At 69.3% G+C, this 17,822-nt stretch carries 20 protein-coding genes and 2 tRNA genes; 12 read left to right on the top strand and 10 right to left on the bottom strand.

Annotated elements, in window-relative coordinates; translation table 11 throughout:
- Positions 1-22: 22 nt before the first annotated feature.
- Complete coding sequence (locus KZC56_RS13490; RefSeq protein WP_136037372.1) at positions 23-1,207, bottom strand: ferrochelatase; 1,185 nt, start codon at positions 1,205-1,207, stop codon at positions 23-25.
- A gap of 164 nt (positions 1,208-1,371) precedes the next feature.
- On the opposite strand from KZC56_RS13490, the gene pepN reads away from it, so the two are divergent.
- From pepN to KZC56_RS13470, 4 genes are all read left to right on the top strand, one after another.
- Positions 1,372-3,924, top strand: coding sequence for an aminopeptidase N (gene pepN / locus KZC56_RS13485; RefSeq protein ID WP_247638762.1), 2,553 nt, complete (start codon positions 1,372-1,374; stop codon positions 3,922-3,924).
- A 78-nt stretch (positions 3,925-4,002) separates the two neighbouring features.
- Positions 4,003-5,076: a mechanosensitive ion channel family protein gene (locus tag KZC56_RS13480; protein ID WP_136031884.1), complete on the top strand. Its 1,074-nt coding sequence runs from the start codon at positions 4,003-4,005 to the stop codon at positions 5,074-5,076.
- Positions 5,073-5,522: a globin gene (locus KZC56_RS13475; protein ID WP_136037375.1), complete on the top strand. Its 450-nt coding sequence runs from the start codon at positions 5,073-5,075 to the stop codon at positions 5,520-5,522. The genes KZC56_RS13480 and KZC56_RS13475 overlap by 4 nt, the downstream gene beginning before the upstream one ends.
- Positions 5,519-7,186, top strand: a complete 1,668-nt coding sequence (locus KZC56_RS13470) for an FAD-binding dehydrogenase (protein WP_247638761.1) — start codon at positions 5,519-5,521, stop codon at positions 7,184-7,186. Before KZC56_RS13475 ends, KZC56_RS13470 begins: the two co-directional genes overlap by 4 nt.
- 150 nt (positions 7,187-7,336) lie before the next feature.
- On the opposite strand, the gene KZC56_RS13465 is transcribed toward KZC56_RS13470, so the two are convergent.
- Positions 7,337-8,002, bottom strand: a complete 666-nt coding sequence (locus KZC56_RS13465) for a DUF8185 domain-containing protein (RefSeq protein ID WP_136031878.1) — start codon at positions 8,000-8,002, stop codon at positions 7,337-7,339.
- Positions 8,003-8,053: 51 nt separating this feature from the next.
- Here KZC56_RS13465 and KZC56_RS13460 point away from each other — a divergent pair, with 51 nt between their 5' ends.
- A complete protein-coding gene (locus tag KZC56_RS13460) occupies positions 8,054-8,944 on the top strand; it encodes an acyl-CoA thioesterase (RefSeq protein WP_247638760.1) in 891 nt (296 codons plus the stop codon).
- 36 nt (positions 8,945-8,980) lie between these two features.
- On the opposite strand, the gene KZC56_RS13455 is transcribed toward KZC56_RS13460, so the two are convergent.
- The 4 genes from KZC56_RS13455 to KZC56_RS13440 form a co-directional block, all read right to left on the bottom strand.
- Positions 8,981-9,469: an acyl-CoA thioesterase gene (locus KZC56_RS13455; RefSeq protein ID WP_136037378.1), complete on the bottom strand. Its 489-nt coding sequence runs from the start codon at positions 9,467-9,469 to the stop codon at positions 8,981-8,983.
- Between the two features lie 4 nt (positions 9,470-9,473).
- Positions 9,474-11,153 carry an energy-dependent translational throttle protein EttA gene (ettA, locus tag KZC56_RS13450; RefSeq protein ID WP_136031871.1) on the bottom strand — a complete coding sequence of 560 codons (1,680 nt, stop codon included), beginning with the start codon at positions 11,151-11,153 and terminating at the stop codon, positions 9,474-9,476.
- A gap of 81 nt (positions 11,154-11,234) precedes the next feature.
- Positions 11,235-11,729, bottom strand: coding sequence for a DUF6993 domain-containing protein (locus KZC56_RS13445; RefSeq protein ID WP_240744576.1), 495 nt, complete (start codon positions 11,727-11,729; stop codon positions 11,235-11,237).
- A 73-nt stretch (positions 11,730-11,802) separates the two neighbouring features.
- Positions 11,803-12,381, bottom strand: coding sequence for a single-stranded DNA-binding protein (locus KZC56_RS13440; protein WP_247638759.1), 579 nt, complete (start codon positions 12,379-12,381; stop codon positions 11,803-11,805).
- Between the two features lie 205 nt (positions 12,382-12,586).
- On the opposite strand from KZC56_RS13440, the gene KZC56_RS13435 reads away from it, so the two are divergent.
- On the top strand, positions 12,587-12,856 hold the full coding sequence (locus KZC56_RS13435) for a hypothetical protein (RefSeq protein ID WP_247638758.1): 270 nt from the start codon (positions 12,587-12,589) through the stop codon (positions 12,854-12,856).
- Positions 12,857-12,880: 24 nt separating this feature from the next.
- On the opposite strand, the gene KZC56_RS13430 is transcribed toward KZC56_RS13435, so the two are convergent.
- Positions 12,881-12,953: transfer RNA gene (locus KZC56_RS13430), tRNA-Arg, on the bottom strand.
- 61 nt (positions 12,954-13,014) lie between these two features.
- On the opposite strand from KZC56_RS13430, the gene orn reads away from it, so the two are divergent.
- The 6 genes from orn to KZC56_RS13400 all read left to right on the top strand — a co-directional run bounded on the left by orn (position 13,015) and on the right by KZC56_RS13400 (position 15,621).
- Positions 13,015-13,641 carry an oligoribonuclease gene (gene orn / locus KZC56_RS13425; RefSeq protein WP_247638757.1) on the top strand — a complete coding sequence of 209 codons (627 nt, stop codon included), beginning with the start codon at positions 13,015-13,017 and terminating at the stop codon, positions 13,639-13,641.
- Positions 13,642-13,677: 36 nt separating this feature from the next.
- A tRNA-His gene (locus KZC56_RS13420) sits at positions 13,678-13,750 on the top strand.
- An 88-nt stretch (positions 13,751-13,838) separates the two neighbouring features.
- Positions 13,839-14,468 carry a LysE family transporter gene (locus KZC56_RS13415; RefSeq protein WP_136031863.1) on the top strand — a complete coding sequence of 210 codons (630 nt, stop codon included), beginning with the start codon at positions 13,839-13,841 and terminating at the stop codon, positions 14,466-14,468.
- Between the two features lie 33 nt (positions 14,469-14,501).
- Positions 14,502-14,849: a metallopeptidase family protein gene (locus KZC56_RS13410; protein ID WP_247638756.1), complete on the top strand. Its 348-nt coding sequence runs from the start codon at positions 14,502-14,504 to the stop codon at positions 14,847-14,849.
- A gap of 2 nt (positions 14,850-14,851) precedes the next feature.
- Positions 14,852-15,142, top strand: coding sequence for an ATP-dependent Clp protease adapter ClpS (clpS, locus tag KZC56_RS13405; protein WP_136031860.1), 291 nt, complete (start codon positions 14,852-14,854; stop codon positions 15,140-15,142).
- Positions 15,139-15,621, top strand: coding sequence for a DUF2017 family protein (locus tag KZC56_RS13400; protein WP_247638755.1), 483 nt, complete (start codon positions 15,139-15,141; stop codon positions 15,619-15,621). The genes clpS and KZC56_RS13400 overlap by 4 nt, the downstream gene beginning before the upstream one ends.
- 16 nt (positions 15,622-15,637) lie before the next feature.
- Here KZC56_RS13400 and KZC56_RS13395 read toward each other — a convergent pair whose 3' ends face one another.
- From KZC56_RS13395 to KZC56_RS13385, 3 genes are read right to left on the bottom strand one after another with little or no spacing between them, the layout of a single operon-like run.
- The gene (locus KZC56_RS13395; protein WP_136045261.1) at positions 15,638-16,219 is read right to left on the bottom strand and encodes a nucleoside/nucleotide kinase family protein; all 582 of its coding nucleotides are present in this window, start codon (positions 16,217-16,219) and stop codon (positions 15,638-15,640) included.
- Entirely contained in the window at positions 16,203-16,520 is a 318-nt protein-coding gene (locus KZC56_RS13390) for a hypothetical protein (protein ID WP_136031854.1), read from the bottom strand. Before KZC56_RS13390 ends, KZC56_RS13395 begins: the two co-directional genes overlap by 17 nt.
- A 38-nt stretch (positions 16,521-16,558) precedes the next feature.
- A complete protein-coding gene (locus KZC56_RS13385) occupies positions 16,559-17,818 on the bottom strand; it encodes a DNA polymerase IV (RefSeq protein ID WP_247638754.1) in 1,260 nt (419 codons plus the stop codon).
- Positions 17,819-17,822 lie beyond the last annotated feature (4 nt).

The following is a 17,822-nucleotide window of genomic DNA, read 5'->3' as shown; positions in this document are numbered from 1 at the left end:
CCGCCGCCGACACCCGTTCCGGTCACGGGGCGACGCCGGCGGCCGCCGGCTTGAACCCCGCCCTGACGTTCTCGCAGCAGCCGGGCCGGCAGACGTCGAAGCCGCCGGGGAGCGATGTGACGTGAGCGCGCTCCTCGTTCGGACGCCCCTGCAGCCGCTCCTCGATCAGGTCGACGATCCCCTCGACGAACGTCGGCGACACGCCAGGCGTCGGCGTGCGCGTGAACGCGAGTCCCGCGTCTTCCGCCGCCTCCGCCGCCTCGGTGTCGAGATCCCAGAGCACCTCCATGTGGTCGCTCATGAATCCCACCGGCACGACCGCGACCGCGCGCCGCCCTCGCGCGGGAAGCTCACCGATCACGTCGCACACGTCCGGCTCGAGCCACGGCTGCGACGCGGGCCCCGAGCGCGACTGGTAGACGAGCTCCCAGGCCACGTCGGCCGCCGCCGGCACGGACTGCCGTACCCGGTCCATCACCCAGGCCGCGACGGCCAGGTGCTGCGCGGCGTAGGCGCCGCCCTCGCCCCAGTCGATGTCGCGGGCGCCGGAACGCTCGGCGTCGGCCGTCGGGATGCTGTGCGTCGAGAACAGGATCTGGATGTCCGGCGCGGCGATGCCCTGCGCCAGGAAGCCCTCGATGGCCTCCCGCACTCCCGACTCGAAGGCCTCGACGAAACCCGGGTGGTCATAGAACGGGCGGATCTTGTCGATCGTGACGGTCTCCCCGAGGCCGGTCTCCTCCAGCACGCGCGCGAAGTCCTCGCGGTACTGGCGGCAGCTGGAGAACGAGCTGTAGGCGCTCGTGGCGAACGCGAGCAGCGTGGTGTGCCCGTTGCGCGCCGCCTCGGGCACGACCTCCTCGAGGTAGGGGGCCCAGTTGCGGTTGCCCCAGTACACGGGCAGCTCGATGCCGCGCGCGACGAGCGCCTGCTCGAGCGCCTCCTTGAGCACGCGGTTCTGCCCGTTGATGGGGCTCACGCCGCCGAAGTGACGATAGTGGTGCGCGACCTCCTCCAACCGCTCGTCGGGGATGCCGCGGCCGCGCGTCACGTTGCGGAGGAACGGGATCACGTCCTCCTGACCCTCCGGGCCACCGAAGCCGGCGAGGAGGATCGCATCGTACGCGACGGGCGTGGTCACGAAGGGCGCACCGCTGGCGGCGGCAGGCGAGGCAAAGGGGACGACATTCGGCTCGATCGCAGTCACCCCTCCATCCTCCCACCTCGTCGAGGCACCGGTGTCCGCTCGCCGCCGGGAGAATGCGCACAGAGCGTGAGCCCGCCTCGCGCACTGGCGTAGGCTGTCATGGTTGCCGTCGGCGCCAACTGCGCCGACCCCGGTGACATCCCCTCACCCCTGGGAGTACAGCTGTGCCTGGAGAGAACCTCACCCGAATCGAAGCGCAGGAGCGCCGCGATGTCATCGACACGCACTCCTATGAGGTCGCCCTCGATCTGACGAAGGGCGCCGAGGTCTTCGGTTCCCGCAGCGTCGTGCGCTTCTCCGCGACGCCCGACGGTTTCACCTTCATCGATCTGATCGCCCGCGACGTGCGCGAGATCTCTCTCAACGGCGAGCAGCTCGACCCGCAGGAGGTCTTCGCCGACTCTCGCATCGCGCTGTCCGGGTTGCAGGCCGAGAACGTGCTCGTCGTCGACGCGGACTGCCTCTACACCAACACGGGCGAGGGCCTGCACCGATTCGTCGACCCCGTCGACGGCGAGGTCTACCTGTACTCGCAGTTCGAGGTGCCGGACTCGCGCCGCGTCTTCGCGGTCTTCGAGCAGCCCGACCTCAAGGCGACGTTCCAGTTCACGGTCACGGCGCCCGCGGCGTGGAAGGTCGTGTCCAACTCCCCCACGCCCGAGCCCATTGTGCACGACGACGACGTCACCGCCACCTGGGGATTCGAGCCGACGCCGCGCATCTCCTCCTACATCACCGCCCTCGTCGCGGGACCCTACGAGTCCACGTTCTCCGAGCTCACCAGCGCCTCCGGCCGCGTGATCCCGCTCGGCGTCTACGGCCGCAAGAGCCTGTGGCAGCACCTCGACGCCGACTACATCTTCGACAAGACCCGTGAGGGCTTCGCGTACTTCGAATCGAAGTTCGGCGTCCCCTACCCGTTCGCGAAGTACGACCAGCTGTTCGTGCCCGAGTTCAACGCCGGGGCGATGGAGAACGCGGGTGCGGTCACGTTCACCGAGACGTACGTCTTCCGCAGCAAGGTCACCGACGCCGTCAAGGAGCGCCGGGTCGTCACGATCCTGCACGAGCTCGCGCACATGTGGTTCGGCGACCTGGTCACCATGAAGTGGTGGAACGACCTGTGGCTCAACGAGTCGTTCGCGGAGTGGGCCTCCACCATCGCGACGGCCGAGGCCACCGAATGGACCGAGGCCTGGACCACGTTCAACGCGATGGAGAAGACCTGGGCCTATCGCCAGGATCAGCTCCCCTCCACGCACCCGATCGTCGCGGAGATCAACGACCTGGAAGACGTGCAGGTCAACTTCGACGGCATCACCTATGCCAAGGGCGGCTCGGTGCTGAAGCAGCTCGCCGCATGGGTCGGCATCGAGGCGTTCTTCGCCGGGGTGTCGCAGTACTTCCAGAAGCACTCGTGGGGCAACACCGAGCTCAGCGACCTGCTGTCGGAGCTCGAGGCCACGAGTGGACGCGACCTGGGCACCTGGTCGAAGAAGTGGCTGGAGACGGCCGGCGTCAACACGCTCGAGCCCGTGGTGGCCGAGGGCGACGACGGCAAGATCTCGCGTTTCGCGATCACCCAGACCGCCCCGGCGGACTACCCGACCATCCGTCCGCACCGCCTGGGCATCGGCTTTTACTCGCTGCAGGACGGCACGCTCACGCGCGTCCACCACGTCGAGGTCGATGTCGACGGCGACCGCACCGAGGTCCCCGAACTGCAGGGCCTCGCGCGCCCCGACCTGATCCTGCTGAACGACGACGACCTCGCCTACGCCAAGATCCGTCTCGACGAGAAGTCGCTGGCGACGGCGATCGCACACCTCGCCGACATCCACGACCCGCTTGCGCGCTCCCTCGTGTGGGGCGCCGCCTGGGACCAGACGCGCGACGCGGAGACGGCGGCCTCGGACTACATCGACCTCGTGCTGGGCAACATCGGCCGCGAGACCGAGTCGACCACGGTCCGCACGACGCTCGCCCAGCTGCGCACGGCGGCCACGCTGTACGTGCGACCCGAGGAGCGCCAGGCGGCGCGACTCAAGGTCGCGGACGGCCTGTGGGCCCTCGCCGAAGCCGCAGAAGCGGGCAGCGACAGCCAGCTCCAGTTCGTCACGGCGTTCGCGAACGCCCTGGTCACCCCTGAGCACGCCGGCATCGTCGGGCGCCTGCGCTCCGGCGAGGAGACCCTCCCCGGTCTCGAGATCGACGCCGACCTGAACTGGCAGCTGCTCGTCGGACTCGCGACCATCGGAGCGACGGACGCCGCGACGATCGACGCCGCTCTCGCCGCCGACAACACCGCCAAGGGCGCGGAGTTCGCCGCGCAGGCACGAGCCGCTCTTCCCGACGCCGCCTCGAAGCAGGCCGCGTGGGCCTCTCTGATCGAGCGGGATGACGCGCCGAACACGATCGTCCGGTCGGCAGCCCTCGGCTTCGTGCACCCCGCAGGCGCCGACGTGCTCGGCGAGTTCGTGCCGAAGTACTTCGACATGCTGCTGCCGGTGTGGGAGTCGCGGACCTACCAGATCGCCCAGTACCTCATCGTCGGCCTGTTCCCCACGGCGCTGGCCGACGTGGCGCTGCGCGACGCGACGCGCTCGTGGCTGTCCTCGCACCAGGACGCTCCGCCGGCGCTCCGTCGCCTCGTGCTGGAGAACCTCGCCGACGTCGAGCGCGCGCTGGCGGCGCAGTCCCGCGACGCCGAGGACTGATCGGCGCCACCCTCCGTCCGGGCCTCTGCCGCCGCGCTTCCAGCCGGGGCAGAGGCCCGCTCGGTAAACTCGGCAGCGATGATCCTCCCCCTCGAGACCACGCCAGACCCCACTCCCACCCCGCTTCCCGACTGGGTCCAGGACCTGCTGACCCTGCTCGGACACATCGGCGGCAAAGCGCTCGTCGTCGCGATCATCATCGCCTCCTGCGTGGTGATCGCTTTCGTGCTGCGGGGCGTGATCAGGCGCGTCGTGCACCGGATCGTGGACAGCGCGAAGAACAAGGCGTCGGTCGACGACACCCAGGCGCTCGAACGCTCTCCGCTCGCCGATATGCGTCTGGTCCAGCGCACGAGGACCCTGGGCACGATCCTCCAGAACATCGTCAACGTGATGCTGGTGGTCATCGCGATCGTGCTGGTCGTGAACGCTCTCAGTCCCAGCCTGCTCGGGTCGCTCACGCTGCTGACCGCCGCCGTGGGTGCTGGTCTCGGTTTCGGCGCCCAGAACATCGTCAAAGATGTGCTCAACGGGATGTTCCTCGTCGCGGAGGACCAGATCGGCATCGGTGACGTGGTCGACCTTGGTCTGGCGAGCGGCGTGGTCGAGTACGTGAGCGTGCGGATCACCCAGGTGCGAGACGTGAACGGGACGCTCTGGTACGTCCGCAACGGCGAGGTCACGCGCATCGGCAACATGTCCCAGGGATGGGCACGCGCGATCGTCGACACCGGCGTCGCCCCGGACGCCGACCTCGACCAGGTCGAGCACATCATGCTCGAGACGGCACAGGGCCTCGCGAAGGACCCCAAGTGGCGGACGCGCATCGTCGAGAAGCCCGAGCTGTGGGGCCTGGAATCCATCGACGGCGACGCCCTTGTGGTCCGCGTCGTCATCAAGACCAGGGCGAACGCCAGAGACGACGTCGCACAGGAGCTGCGGCGCCGGCTGCGGGCCGCTCTGCTGGAGAAGGAGATCGCGGTGCCGCGCATGTCCGATGTCGTGCCGACAGGGCTCGAAGGCGCACGGCGCGTGCGCGGGGCGAACCCGCCGAAGACCCGGCCGAACGCCGTCACGGGCGTGCCGGTCATCCCGGACCGCGGCATCTGGCGCCGCAAGAAGCCGTCGACCGAGGGGAATGGCGACAGATGACGTTCTACGACGAGGTCGGGGGCGCAGAGACGTTCCGGAAGATCGTCTCCGTGTTCTACCGCGAGGTCGCCCTCGATCCGGTGCTCAAGCCGATGTATCCCGAGGAGGATCTGGGCCCCGCCGAGGACCGCCTGCGGATGTTCCTGGAACAGTACTGGGGCGGTCCGACCACGTACGGCGAGACCCGCGGACACCCGCGCCTGCGCATGCGTCACATGCCGTTCCACATCGACCCGGACGCGCGTGATCGTTGGCTTCGTCACATGCGCACCGCCGTCGACGAGGCTCGGTTGTCTCCGCTGCACGAATCCACGCTCTGGGACTACCTGGAGCGCGCCGCCTATGCCATGGTGAACACATTCGAGCCGTCCGGCATCGGCACGACTCCCCACGGGCGCCCGACGCTCGAGACCCGCGCACGTCAGGAATCAACGGAGAACACATGACGACGAAGCCCCCGACCACGGACGTCCTGGTGATCGGTTGGGGGCTGGCCGGACTGGTCGCCGCCCGCGAGGCACTGGCGGCCGGACGCCGCGTCATCGTCGTCGACCAGGAGCCGCGGACGAACCTCGGCGGCCAGGCGTGGTGGTCGTTCGGCGGACTCTTCTTCGTGGACTCCCCCGAGCAGCGCCGATTCGGCATCAAGGACTCGCTCGAGCTCGCCACCCAGGACTGGTTCGGCAACGCGGGCTTCGACCGCCCGGAGGACGAGTGGCCGCGCCGCTGGGCCGAGGCGTATCTGCAGTTCGCCGCCGGGGAGAAGCGCTCATGGCTGCGCAGCCTCGGCGTGGGCTTCTTCCCCGTGGTCGGCTGGGCGGAGCGCGGCGGCTACGGCGCGATCGGACCGGGCAACTCGGTGCCGCGATTCCACATCACCTGGGGCACCGGCCCCGGGATCGTCGCCCCCTTCGCCGCGGCCGTCGAGGAGGGCGAGCGCAGCGGTCGGCTCACCGTGCTCGCGCGGCACCGCGTGGAGAGCCTCATCGTCACGGATGGACGTGTCACCGGCGCCCGCGGCTCCGTCCTCGCCTCCAGCGGTGCGGAACGGGGAGTGCCGTCCTCCCGCGAGGTGATCGGCGCGTTCGAGATCACGGCGAAGGCGACCGTCGTGTCGTCCGGAGGGATCGGCGGCAACCACGAGCTCGTCCGTGCGGCGTGGCCCGAACGGCTGGGAACGCCGCCGGCGCACATGCTCTCCGGCGTCCCGGCGTATGTCGACGGCTCGATGCAGGCCGTCACCGCGGCCGCCGGCGCCCGCCTGATCAACGGCGACCGCATGTGGCATTACGTGGAGGGGATCACGAACTGGGATCCGGTGTGGCCCGCGCACGGCATCCGCATCCTCCCCGGCCCCTCGTCCCTGTGGCTCGACGCGACGGGCGCGCGCCTCCCCGTGCCGCTGTTCCCCGGGTTCGACACGCTCGGGACGCTCGCGCACCTCCGGCGCACCGGTCACGACCACTCCTGGTTCGTCACGTCGCGGCAGATCGTGGAGAAGGAGTTCGCCCTGTCCGGGAGCGAGCAGAACCCCGACCTCACCGGCAAGGATGTAGGGCTGCTGCTGAAGTCGCGGCTCGCCAAAGGACCGACCGGCCCCGTCCAGGCGTTCCTCGACGAGGGACAGGACTTCATCGTCGAGAACGACCTGGAGTCGCTGTTGGAGCAGATGAGCCGGCATGACGGTGGCGAGCTGCTCGACATCGACACCGTGCGGCGCGAGGTGGTCGCGCGCGACCACGAGATCGAGAACGAGTTCACCAAGGATGCCCAGATCGGCATGCTGCGCTCGATGCGCGGCTACCGCGGTGACAAGCTCATCCGGACGGCAGCGCCGCACCGGCTGCAGGACCCGGCCGCCGGCCCGTTGATCGCGGTCAAGCTGCACGTCCTCACCCGCAAGTCGCTGGGCGGCATCCACACCGACCTCGACGGTCGTGCGCTGGACGCCCAGGGCATCCCGATCCCTGGCCTGTTCGCCGCGGGCGAGGCGAGCGGCTTCGGCGGTGGCGGTGTCCACGGGTACCGGGCGTTGGAGGGCACGTTCCTCGGAGGGTGCCTGTTCTCCGGGCGACAGGCGGGAAGGTCGGCCGCCGCGGCGGCGGACTGACCCCGCGCCACGGGGCTCGTGGCGAAACCCTCGGATACGCCCCGGCGCGGTCGATCGACGAGCGTGGCTCTCGCCCTCGGGTCACGCCGGCGCTTCGGCCGTCCCATCAGGCCCTGGCGCCCGTCCCGTCGCTCCGAGGTGGCAGCGCCGTCAGGCTCGGGTGCCGGTGGCCCGCACGCCCGTGAGCCCGGATGCCACGGGGCCTCGTGCCAGCACATGCCCGCGACGGAAGGCGAGCCGCGACCAGCGACCGGCGCGCGACACCCCGACCTGTTCCTCGCCCGAGATGAAGCCCATGGCGTCCGCGGCGAACGCCACACCGCGCGGCAGCCCGCCGAGATCGTCGTCGGGCTCGCCCCAGATGGCCGCTCGGAGCGCGCGAACCGCTTCCTCGCCCGAGCCGGCGCCCGCCCCCCGCGCCACGGCGGAGATCCCCCACTGTGCGCGCTGCGCGACGACGGACGCCTCCAGCGACGCCTCCACGGTCCAGCCCTGGCGCGGCGGGGATACCCCGGCCCAGGACGGCGACAGGCCGGTGTCCGGCAGCATGAGGCGTTCGGGGGTGTCGGCGGGCGACAGGCTGTCGACGACCAGGTCGCATTCGAGCTCAGGGTCCGCGTGCACGATACGCATCGCGAGGATCGTGGGGGTCTGATCGAACAGGGTCTGCGGCGAGAGCACGGCCGTGGTCAGCGCCAGGACCCCGCGCGAGGCCTGAAGTCGTACTCCCCCGTCGCCCGCGCGACCGGCGCGGCCCACGAACGTCAGGACATCCTTCGCCGTGTCGGGATCGGCGAGCAGGAGCGTAGGCGGCACGCGTTCTAAACTACCAAGAGGTGCGGCGCCTGCGGTCGCGGAGAGGAACCCATGAGCGCGGACGACCACGCCATCCAGACCGTCGATCGACTCCTCGAGGTTCTCGACCTCGACGCCACCCAGGCCCGGACGACCGAGGACATCTTCACGGGCTCCTCGCACCCGATGCCGAGCGGCCGCATCTACGGAGGCCAGGTGCTGGCGCAGACGCTCCTCGCGGCGGAGCGCACCCTGCCGGAGGATCGCGCCGTCCATTCGATGCACGGCTATTTCCTGCGGCCCGGTGACGCGAGTCAGGGCATCACGATCGCCGTCGACCGCATCCATGACGGCCGCTCATTCTCGACGCGCCGCACGCAGGCGTACCAGAACGGGGTGCCGATCTTCTCGATGATCGCGTCCTTCCAGGATGCGGATCCGGGAGTCGAGCACGCGGAGCCCATGCCCGAGGGCGTGCCCGACCCGGAGACGCTGTTCCCCGACGAGGATCGCGTTCCCGGACTCACCGGGGGCGCGCGGCGGATGCTCACCGATCGCGCCGCGGACATCCGTCACGTCGAGTCGCCGCTGTACCTCCCCAACGACGATGCCCGGGTCCCGCGTCAGGCCGTCTGGATGCGACTGCGCGCTCCGCTCCCCGACGACCAGCGGCTGCATCGCGCGGCACTGGCGTACCTCAGCGACATGACGATCCAGGAGTCCATCCTGCGCGCGCACGGGGTCTCGTGGGCACACCAGGGACTCAAGGTCGCGAGCCTCGATCACGCGATGTGGTGGCACCGTCCCGCGCGCGTCGACGAGTGGCTGCTGTATGCGCAGGAGTCCCCGAACGCGCGCGGCGGGCGCGGGCTGGCCACCGGGCGGATCTACACGCGCGACGGCTCGCTGGTGGCGAGCGTGGCGCAGGAGATTATGATCCGCGTGCCGTCGGAGGCATCCTGATCCGAGCGTTCGGCGCGGGTCACACGGCCGTCGAGGTCAGCGGTGCGCGTACTCGATGGAAGGGCCGACGTACGGCTCCCAGGCCTCGCGCATCTCGGAGGTGAGTCGCGTGGGGCGACCCGTCGCGGCCTCGACGAGCACGATCACTGCTGTCGACCGCGCGTACAGCACCCGCGGCTCCGCGGCCGGGTCGTTGTGCACCTCGTAGCAGACCTCGACACTGGACCCGCCGAGCTTGCCGAACCACATCTGCACCTCGAGCGGTCGACGCTGATACGGCACCGGCGCGAGGTACTCGATCTCCTGCCGCGCGATCAGCGTCAGGATGCCCTCGTCGATGCCGGAGTCGAGCACCGCCGTGGACGGCGCCTCCTCGCCGGGACCCGCCCGCCAGAACGCGCGGACGCGCGCCTCCTCGAGCAGCTTGAGCATCGAGGTGTTGTTGACGTGGTTGAACGCGTCCAGATCCCCCCAGCGGAGGTGGATCGGGATGTGCAGGCGGGTTCCCGGCGAAGGCGCAGTCATCGGGTCAGTCGCGCGTGAGCTTGCGGTGGGTCGACCGGTGCGGCTTGGCCGCGTCGGGCCCGAGGCGCTCGATCTTGTTCTGCTCGTAGGCCTCGAAGTTGCCCTCGAACCAGTACCACTGGTCGGGCTTCTCGTCGGTGCCCTCGTACGCCAGGATGTGCGTCGCGATGCGGTCGAGGAACCACCGGTCGTGGGTGATGACCACGGCACAGCCGGGGAACTCGAGAAGGGCGTTCTCCAGCGAGCTCAGCGTCTCGACGTCGAGGTCGTTGGTCGGCTCATCGAGGAGCAGCAGGTTGCCGCCCTCCTTCAGCGTGAGCGCGAGGTTCAGGCGGTTGCGCTCACCGCCCGAGAGCACACCGGCCTTCTTCTGCTGGTCAGGACCCTTGAAGCCGAACTTCGACACGTAGGCCCGCGAGGGGATCTCCGTCTTGCCGACCGTGATGAAGTCGAGCCCGTCGGAGACGACCTCCCACAGCGTCTTGTTCGGGTCGATCGACGAGCGCGACTGGTCGACGTAACTGATCTTGACCGTCTCGCCGATCTTCAGGTCGCCGCCGTCGAGGGGCTCGAGACCGACGATGGTCTTGAACAGTGTGGTCTTGCCGACGCCGTTCGGACCGATCACGCCGACGATGCCGTTCGGCGGAAGGCTGAAGCTGAGGCCATCGATCAGCGAGCGTCCGTCGAAGCCCTTCTTCAGGTTCTTCGCCTCGATGACCACGTTGCCCAGGCGCGGCCCCGCGGGGATCTGGATCTCCTCGAAGTCGAGCTTCCGCGTCCGCTCCGCCTCCGCGGCCATCTCCTCGTAGCGCGCGAGTCGCGCCTTCGACTTCGTCTGGCGACCCTTGGCACTGGAACGGACCCATTCGAGCTCGTCCTTGAGGCGCTTGGCGAGCTTCGCGTCCTTCTTGCCCTGGATGTCGAGACGCTCGGCCTTCTTCTCCAGGTAGGTCGAGTAGTTGCCCTCGTAGCCGATCAGCCGACCGCGGTCGACCTCCGCGATCCACTCGGCCACGTGGTCGAGGAAGTACCGGTCGTGGGTGATGGCGATGACGGCGCCCTTGTACGACTGCAGGTGCTGTTCGAGCCACAGCACACTCTCCGCGTCCAGGTGGTTGGTCGGCTCGTCGAGGAGCAGCAGATCCGGCTTCTGCAGCAGGAGCTTGGCGAGGGCGACACGTCGCTTCTCTCCACCGGAGAGGGGGGCGATCGCGGCGTCGCCGGGGGGCGTGCGCAGTGCGTCCATGGCCTGCTCGAGCTGGGAGTCGAGGTCCCAGCCGTCGGCCGCGTCGATCTCCTCCTGCAGGGTGCCCATCTCGGCGAGCAGCGCATCGAAGTCCGCATCGGGATCGGCCATCAGCGCCGAGATCTCGTTGAAGCGGTCGAGCTTCGCCTTGATCGCGATGCCGTCCTGGATGTTCTCCAGCACGGTCTTCGACTCGTCCAGCTCCGGCTCCTGCATGAGGATCCCGACCGAATAGCCGGGCGACAGCTTCGCCTCGCCGTTGGACGGCGTGTCGAGCCCGGCCATGATCTTCAGGATCGTCGACTTGCCGGCGCCGTTGGGGCCGACCATGCCGATCTTCGCTCCGGGAAGGAACGCCATCGTGACGTCGTCGAGGATGAGCTTCTCGCCCACCGCCTTGCGCGCACGCACCATCGAGTAGATGTACTCAGCCACCGAAAACCGCTCCTTCTGTTGGCGTCGAAGATCGACACTCCAGCCTACCGGCCGTCGGCGGCAGGGTTCGTGATCGAAGCATCACCAGTCGATCGGACGCGTCGTCCCGACCAGGCAGCGTCCCTCGGCAAGCTGGGGCATGACGACGGCCACCACCTGTCCCGTCGAGGGACCGACCTGTCCCACCAGGCAGGACTCCTCTCCCCAGCGCACCGAGAACTGGAGGCTCTCCACCGGGTTGCCCACGGTGGTCTGGTCGGGCGTGACCTGCATGGCGGTGCGATCGAAGCCCCCGGCCACCAGCGCGTCGATATAGGCCCGACCCTCCGCTCGCTGTTCCGAGGCCCACACACCCTCCGCGATCGCCCGGAAATACGGAAGATTGTCTTCCGCGGTGCCCTCGGGCTGCAGTGCCGGCGACGCCGTCGCCGTATCCGCGGGCGAGGGCGACAGGGAGCTCGGCGGCGTCGGATGCTCGCCGGCGGCGGCCGTGCATCCGACGAGGAGGACGAGGATCGCACCGGCTCCGACGAACGCGCGGGCGGTGCGGGCGAGTGACGGGGCCGTTCGGAGCACGAGCCGAGTCTACGTCGCCCACACCCACAGCCCGGCGTGCTGACGGTGCGTGGCTGACGCTGCGCGCCTGCCCCTACTGCCCCGCCGACACCCTGGCTCCCGCTCCGAGGAAGCCGTCGGGGAACGCCTGGTCCGTCGCCGCACCCCCGTCCCCGGAACCGTCGATGCCCCACAGGTCACCCAGATCGTCTCCGGTTCGGCCACTCGCCGCCGTCCGCGCGCTTCCACTCGCGGAGTCGGCACCGGGAGACTGCTCCCCATCCTTCTCCCCCTCCGCCACGGTCTCCGGAGAGCGTCTCGGCGACGGCCGGAACGCGGTCGTCCCCCACCGCAGGTCGTGCCCGATCGCGTCGGCTTCGATGTCGGCACTCGTGCCCTGCTTCCCATTGCTCTCCCAGGCCCGGATGCGCAGGCGGCCGGTCACGACGATGCTGTCGCCCACCCGCAGCGACGCCCTGGCGTTCTGACCGAGCTGCCGGAACGCCGCCACGGAGAACCAGTTGGTCTTGGAGTCGACCCAGGTCTGGGTCGTCGGTTCGAAGCGGCGGTGCGTGCTCGCCAGCCGGAAGTTGGTGACGGGCACCCCCGCGCCGGTGTGCCCCTGATGCGGATCGGTCGCCACTCGCCCCACGACGGTGATCATCTCGGTCATGCTGTTCTCCTTCTGTCGCCGGAGCCTCTCCGGATGTCTCCAGCCTGCGGTGACGGCAGGAGCATCGACTGACGCATCCACGCGCTGTGGGGACGCATCGCCGACATCGACGAAGCGTGGAGGAAGAGCCCGGTCAGACGCGTGTCCCGGCGCGGCGCGAATGTCGGTGGCCCGTCCTAGCGTTGTTGCAGGAAGGGAGAAATCGATGTCTGAACGAACGTCCGCCACGGCCCCCGAGGTGCCCTTCGCCGCACCTCGTCTCTCCTCGGAGAAGGAGCATCTCGTCCGCGCCGCCGACCACCTGTGGCGGGTCCAGGACTCGCGGGAGTATGTCCTCGGTCACCTGAGGCTCGTGCCGGACCCGCTCGGTCTGCGCTACCGGGCGGAGCGGCTGCACCTCGCGACCGGCCGCTTCCGGCTGATCGGAGAGTTCTGGCGTGCCGACGATGCCGTGGCCGCGCTTCGCCACTGCTGATGCCGTCGCTACGTCGATCGGAAGCGCCCCCGGCAGGATTCGAACCTGCGACCAAGAGATTAGAAGGCTCCTGCTCTATCCCCTGAGCTACGGAGGCGGACAGTCCTACCGTACCGCGGGCAGGCGGGCGATGTCGGTGCCCTCGATAGGATGACGACATGGTAGCTGCCTCCGAGAACGATCGCCTGGTCTGGATCGACTGCGAGATGACGGGCCTCGATCTCTCCATGGATGAGCTCGTCGAGATCGCGGTCGTCGTCACCGACTTCGAGCTGCGTCCCCTCGACCCCGGATTCCAGGTCGTGATCAAGCCGAGCGATCAGGCGCTGTCCCACATGAACGACTTCGTCACGAAGATGCACGAGACCTCCGGGCTGATCGAGGAGATCCCGCGGGGCGTCACGCTCGCGGAAGCCGAGGAACAGACGCTCGCCTACATCCGTCGCTTCGTCCCGCTCGAGCGCAAGGCACCCCTCGCGGGCAACACGATCGGCACCGACCGCATGTTCCTCGCCAAGTACATGCCGCAGGTCGACCAGTGGCTGCACTACCGCAACGTGGACGTGTCGAGCATCAAGGAGCTCTCCCGGCGCTGGTATCCGCGAGTGTTCTTCCAGGCACCGGTGAAAGACGGTGGCCATCGCGCGCTCGCCGACATCCTCGAGTCCATCCGTGAGCTCCGCTACTACCGGGAGGCCGTGTTCGTCGACGAGCCGGGGCCGTCGAGCGACGATGCCAAGGAGATCGCGACGCGCACCGTGTCGGAGTTCACCTCGAACATGTAATAGACTCGTAGGGTTGCCCGCGCAGGCGGGCGCATGGTGGGTATAGCTCAGTTGGTAGAGCGCCTGGTTGTGGTCCAGGAGGTCGCGGGTTCAAGCCCCGTTACTCACCCGGAGAGAAGAAGCCCGGTTCCTCGGAACCGGGCTTCTTCCGTTTCGAGGCGCGGATCGACGCTGCCCTGCGGCTCTAGACTGGAGCCGTGTCACTGGCGGTCTGGTTCTCGCTCCTCACCGCGTCGGTGGTGATCAGCTTCACGCCCGGCGCTGGCGCGATCAACACGATGTCGAACTCCCTGTCGCAGGGCTGGCGGCGCTCCATCTGGGGCATCATCGGCCAGCAGATCGCTCTGATCGTTCATGTCGTGATCGTCGCCGCGGGCGTCGGTCTGCTCGTCTCCCGATCCGAGGTGCTGTTCACCCTCATCCGCTACGCGGGCGCCGCCTACCTCGTCTTCCTCGGCCTCCGCCTCATCCTCAGCCGCCCGACACCACCGCTCGACGACGCGCCCATCCCCGCACCGGCGCACGAGAGCCATTGGTCGATGATGCGCCGGGGCTTCTGGGTCAACCTGCTCAACCCCAAGGCGATCGTCTTCTTCCTCGCGTTCATTCCCCAGTTCATCCGGCTCGACCAGCCACAGCTTCCCCAATACCTCGCGCTGATCGCGACGGTCGTCGTGGTCGACGTGCTGGTGATGTGGGGGTTCTTCGCGGTGGCGGCCCGGCCCTTCCGCCGCCTGACGGCCTCGCCGCGCGGGCAGCGCATCCTCAACGCCGTCTTCGGCGGCCTGTTCATCCTCGTGGCAGCGCTGCTGGTCCTGCTGCACTGACCGGTGTCCCGAATGGCCCCTAGGCTGGTCTGGATGGACATGGACGCCGGCGCATTCGAGGCCCTCGTGATCGAGGAGCTGGACCTGCTGCCCGACGACATGGTGGACCGCCTCGACAACGTCGTGTTCGTGGTCGAGGACCGCCCCGAGGACGGCAGTCTCGACCTGCTGGGGATGTACGACGGTCTCGCACTGACGGAACGCACACAGTACGGCATGGGCGAACTCCCGGATCGGATCATCGTCTACCGCGAGCCGCACCTCGCCCAGTGCGAGACCCTCGATGATCTGCGCGACGAGATCCACACGACGCTCGTGCACGAGATCGCGCACTTCCACGGCATCGACGATGCGCACCTGCACGAGCTGGGATGGGCGTGACGATGAGCACGGCACTCCCCGATCTCGACGAGAGCACGGATCTGTCCGCCGCACCGCTCGAGCCCTGGCAGGTCGTCGTCTGGAACGACCCGGTGAACCTCATGAGCTACGTGGTCCGTGTCTTCCGCACCTACTTCGGCTACACCGAGGAGCACGCCACCGCACTCATGCTCGCCGTGCACAACGAGGGCCACGCGATCGTGGCGACAGGGCCGCGCGAGACGATGGAGGTCCACGCGCAGGCGATGCACGACTACGGGCTCTGGGCGACCGTGCGGAAGGCATCCGCATGACCGCCCCCCTCATCCTCACCGTCGCCACCATCGAGGGCGCCCAGCTCCTGCGGATCGTCGACGACGTCCTCGCCCTCATCGCCGAGCCGGATCCGAATGACCCCGCGATCGCCCGACTGACGCCCAACCCCTATCCCGACGACGAGGGTGCCGCGGCCGCGTTCGCAGCGGCCACTCGCGACGACGTGACCGACCGGCGTGTCCTGGATGCGCGCACCGTGCGGTCGGCGCTCTCCGCCTTCGACCCGGAGGCGCCGTTCACGCCGGAACAGGCCCGCGAGCTCCGGGAGGTGACGATCCAGCGAAGCGACATCGACTCCTGGCTGCGCACCCTCACCGCCATCCGTCTGGTGATCGCGACGCGGCTCGGCCTCACCGTGGAGGAGCCCGTCGCGAGCGGCGAGGCGATGGCCGTGTACGACTGGCTCGGCTACCGGCTCGAACTGCTCATCGAATCGGCCGACGACATCGGGGCCTGAGACCGGATACCGGCGGTCACGGCACCGTGACGATGCGCGTCGCCAGCTCGCGCGGGTGGTGCTGCAGGAGGTGCTGACGCTCCTGCGCCGCCCACCGCTCCCAGTGCGGTCGGTACGTGTCGCCGTCCCTCGCGAGCGCGCGCGCCTTTCGCGACTCCTCCCCCGCCTCCACCCAGATGCGGACATCGGCGAGGTCGGCCGTCGACGGACGGAGGATGCCGCTGCCTTCGACGATCACACCGAGCGATGGGTCGACGGCATGACTCTCCGCCTCCGTGTTCTGCTCCCAGTCCCACCGACGCCAGGAGCCGAGCAGGCCCCGCCCGTGCGGCCGCAGGATTCCGTCCACCGCTCGCTCCACGCCGGACTCCAGGCCGTCCCAGCCCGGGTACAGCGAGTCGAGGGCGATGACCTGCACCCGTCCGACGAGCGGCCAGTTCCGCGCGAGCAGCTCCGCCAGCGAGGTCTTGCCAGCACCGCTCCCGCCGTCGATGACCACCATCGGGTTCGCCGCAGCGAGGCCGCGGATGTCCTGCGCGATCAGTGCCGCGGCCTGGCGAAGCGCCGCCGCGACGGGATCGTCACTTCTTGAGGGCACGGATGATGCGCGTGAGGGCACGACCGGTGACCCACACGAAGGGCACCGCCACGACGAGCAGCGTCACGATGTTCGGCTCGAAGCGGAGCCCCTCCTCGCGGCGCACGTAGACGCCGACGGGAATCGAGACACCGCCCCCGCCGCCGCCCTCGGCACCGTCGCCGCTGCCGCCCCCGAAACCGGAGTAGGTGAATGCGACCGGCGTCACGCTCACGCCGTCGACATCCTGCGGCTCACCGTACGCGCTCTTCACGCCGAAGGACGCGACCTGCTTCCCGAGTTCCAGTGCAATGTTCGGCATGCTCCCACGGTAGCCGACCCCGCCCGCGTGCGCGCCCCTCAATCCGCGATGCCGTGGTCTTTCGGATGCCGCGCGGCCCCGCGACCCTCGCCGCGACCGATGTGACGCGCGCGGCTGATCGTCGCCGTCCCGAAGCGGGCGATCGCCTCGTCCACCGCCCCCTCCACGCGGCGCCAGTCCTCGTCGTCGTCCCAGAGCGCCAGGGCGGAGCCGCCCGCCGGCTGCAGTCTCTCGGCCCGCACGCCGACCAGACGGATCGGATCGCGCCGATCGATCTGCTCGAACAGACTCTGCGCCGCTTCCCCGATGCGCTGGCTCACGGCGGTCGGGTCGCTCAGGGTCTGCGACCGGGTGACCGTGCGGAAGTCGGCGAAGCGGATCTTGATCGACACGGTCGACGTCTCCCACCCGGCACGACGCAACCGCGCGCCCACGCGATCGGCCAGCCGCAACAGCTCCGCACGCAGGAACGCGCGGTCGTCGACATCGACGTCGAACGTCTCCTCGTGTCCGATACTCTTCTCCACGCGCTCGGTGTCCACCGCCCGCGCATCCCGGCCCCATGAGAGCTGCGCCAGCCGCGCACTCAGCGCCGGGCCCACCGCACGGTCGAGCATGTCGGTCGTGGTCGCCCTGATGTCGCCGATCGTACGGATGCCTCGCGCCTCCAGCGCCTCCGCCGCCTTCGGCCCCACACCCCACAACGCGCGCACCGACCGCGGGGCCAGGAAGTCGAGCGTCTCCGCGGCCGATACCACGAGCATGCCGTCGGGTTTCGCGATCGTCGACGCCATCTTGGCGACGTGCTTCGTCTCGGCCACGCCCACAGAGCACGTGATGCCGACCTCCGCCGAGACGCGCTCCCGGATCTGCGCGGCGATCCTCGCCGGGCTCCCCCACAGCCGACGCACGCCCTGCACATCGAGGAACGCCTCATCGACGGACAGGGGCTCCACCAGCGGGGTGAACGACTCGAAGATCGCCATCACCTGGCGCGAGACCGCCTGATAGCGGGGGAAGTGCGGCGGTACCACCCTGGCCGTCGGGCACAGGCGGAGAGCCTGCGAGACGGGCATCGCGGACCGAACGCCGTAGCGCCGCGCCTCGTACGAGGCGCTGGAGACGACGGAACGACCGTCCGGCGAGCCGATGATGAGGGGCATGCCCCGCAGACTCGGATCGTCGAGCACCTCGACCGCGGCGTAGAACGCGTCCATGTCGACATGCAGGATGCGGGTTCCGCTGTCGTCGGCATCGGCCGCGGACACCATGCGCCCTCTGCCGTCACCGTGTCCCATGCGT

Source organism: Microbacterium sufflavum, assembly GCF_023091155.1.
GTDB classification, from domain to species: domain Bacteria; phylum Actinomycetota; class Actinomycetes; order Actinomycetales; family Microbacteriaceae; genus Microbacterium; species Microbacterium sufflavum.
The sequence above is the reverse complement of the archived record's forward strand: the minus strand, read 5'-3'. Positions and strand labels throughout refer to the sequence as shown.

What these genes read in the sequence shown, in the direction of transcription:
- orn (WP_247638757.1), top strand. Translation starts at nt 13,015, where the DNA reads ATGGTAGCTGCCTCCGAGAACGATCGCCTGGTCTGGATCGACTGCGAG.
- KZC56_RS13400 (WP_247638755.1), top strand. Translation starts at nt 15,139, where the DNA reads ATGACCGCCCCCCTCATCCTCACCGTCGCCACCATCGAGGGCGCCCAG.
- KZC56_RS13470 (WP_247638761.1), top strand. Translation starts at nt 5,519, where the DNA reads ATGACGACGAAGCCCCCGACCACGGACGTCCTGGTGATCGGTTGGGGG.
- KZC56_RS13440 (WP_247638759.1), bottom strand. Translation starts at nt 12,381, where the DNA reads ATGACCGAGATGATCACCGTCGTGGGGCGAGTGGCGACCGATCCGCAT.
- KZC56_RS13435 (WP_247638758.1), top strand. Translation starts at nt 12,587, where the DNA reads ATGTCTGAACGAACGTCCGCCACGGCCCCCGAGGTGCCCTTCGCCGCA.
- KZC56_RS13480 (WP_136031884.1), top strand. Translation starts at nt 4,003, where the DNA reads ATGATCCTCCCCCTCGAGACCACGCCAGACCCCACTCCCACCCCGCTT.
- clpS (WP_136031860.1), top strand. Translation starts at nt 14,852, where the DNA reads ATGAGCACGGCACTCCCCGATCTCGACGAGAGCACGGATCTGTCCGCC.
- KZC56_RS13475 (WP_136037375.1), top strand. Translation starts at nt 5,073, where the DNA reads ATGACGTTCTACGACGAGGTCGGGGGCGCAGAGACGTTCCGGAAGATC.
- KZC56_RS13460 (WP_247638760.1), top strand. Translation starts at nt 8,054, where the DNA reads ATGAGCGCGGACGACCACGCCATCCAGACCGTCGATCGACTCCTCGAG.
- KZC56_RS13390 (WP_136031854.1), bottom strand. Translation starts at nt 16,520, where the DNA reads ATGCCGAACATTGCACTGGAACTCGGGAAGCAGGTCGCGTCCTTCGGC.
- KZC56_RS13385 (WP_247638754.1), bottom strand. Translation starts at nt 17,818, where the DNA reads ATGGGACACGGTGACGGCAGAGGGCGCATGGTGTCCGCGGCCGATGCC.
- KZC56_RS13410 (WP_247638756.1), top strand. Translation starts at nt 14,502, where the DNA reads ATGGACATGGACGCCGGCGCATTCGAGGCCCTCGTGATCGAGGAGCTG.
- KZC56_RS13455 (WP_136037378.1), bottom strand. Translation starts at nt 9,469, where the DNA reads ATGACTGCGCCTTCGCCGGGAACCCGCCTGCACATCCCGATCCACCTC.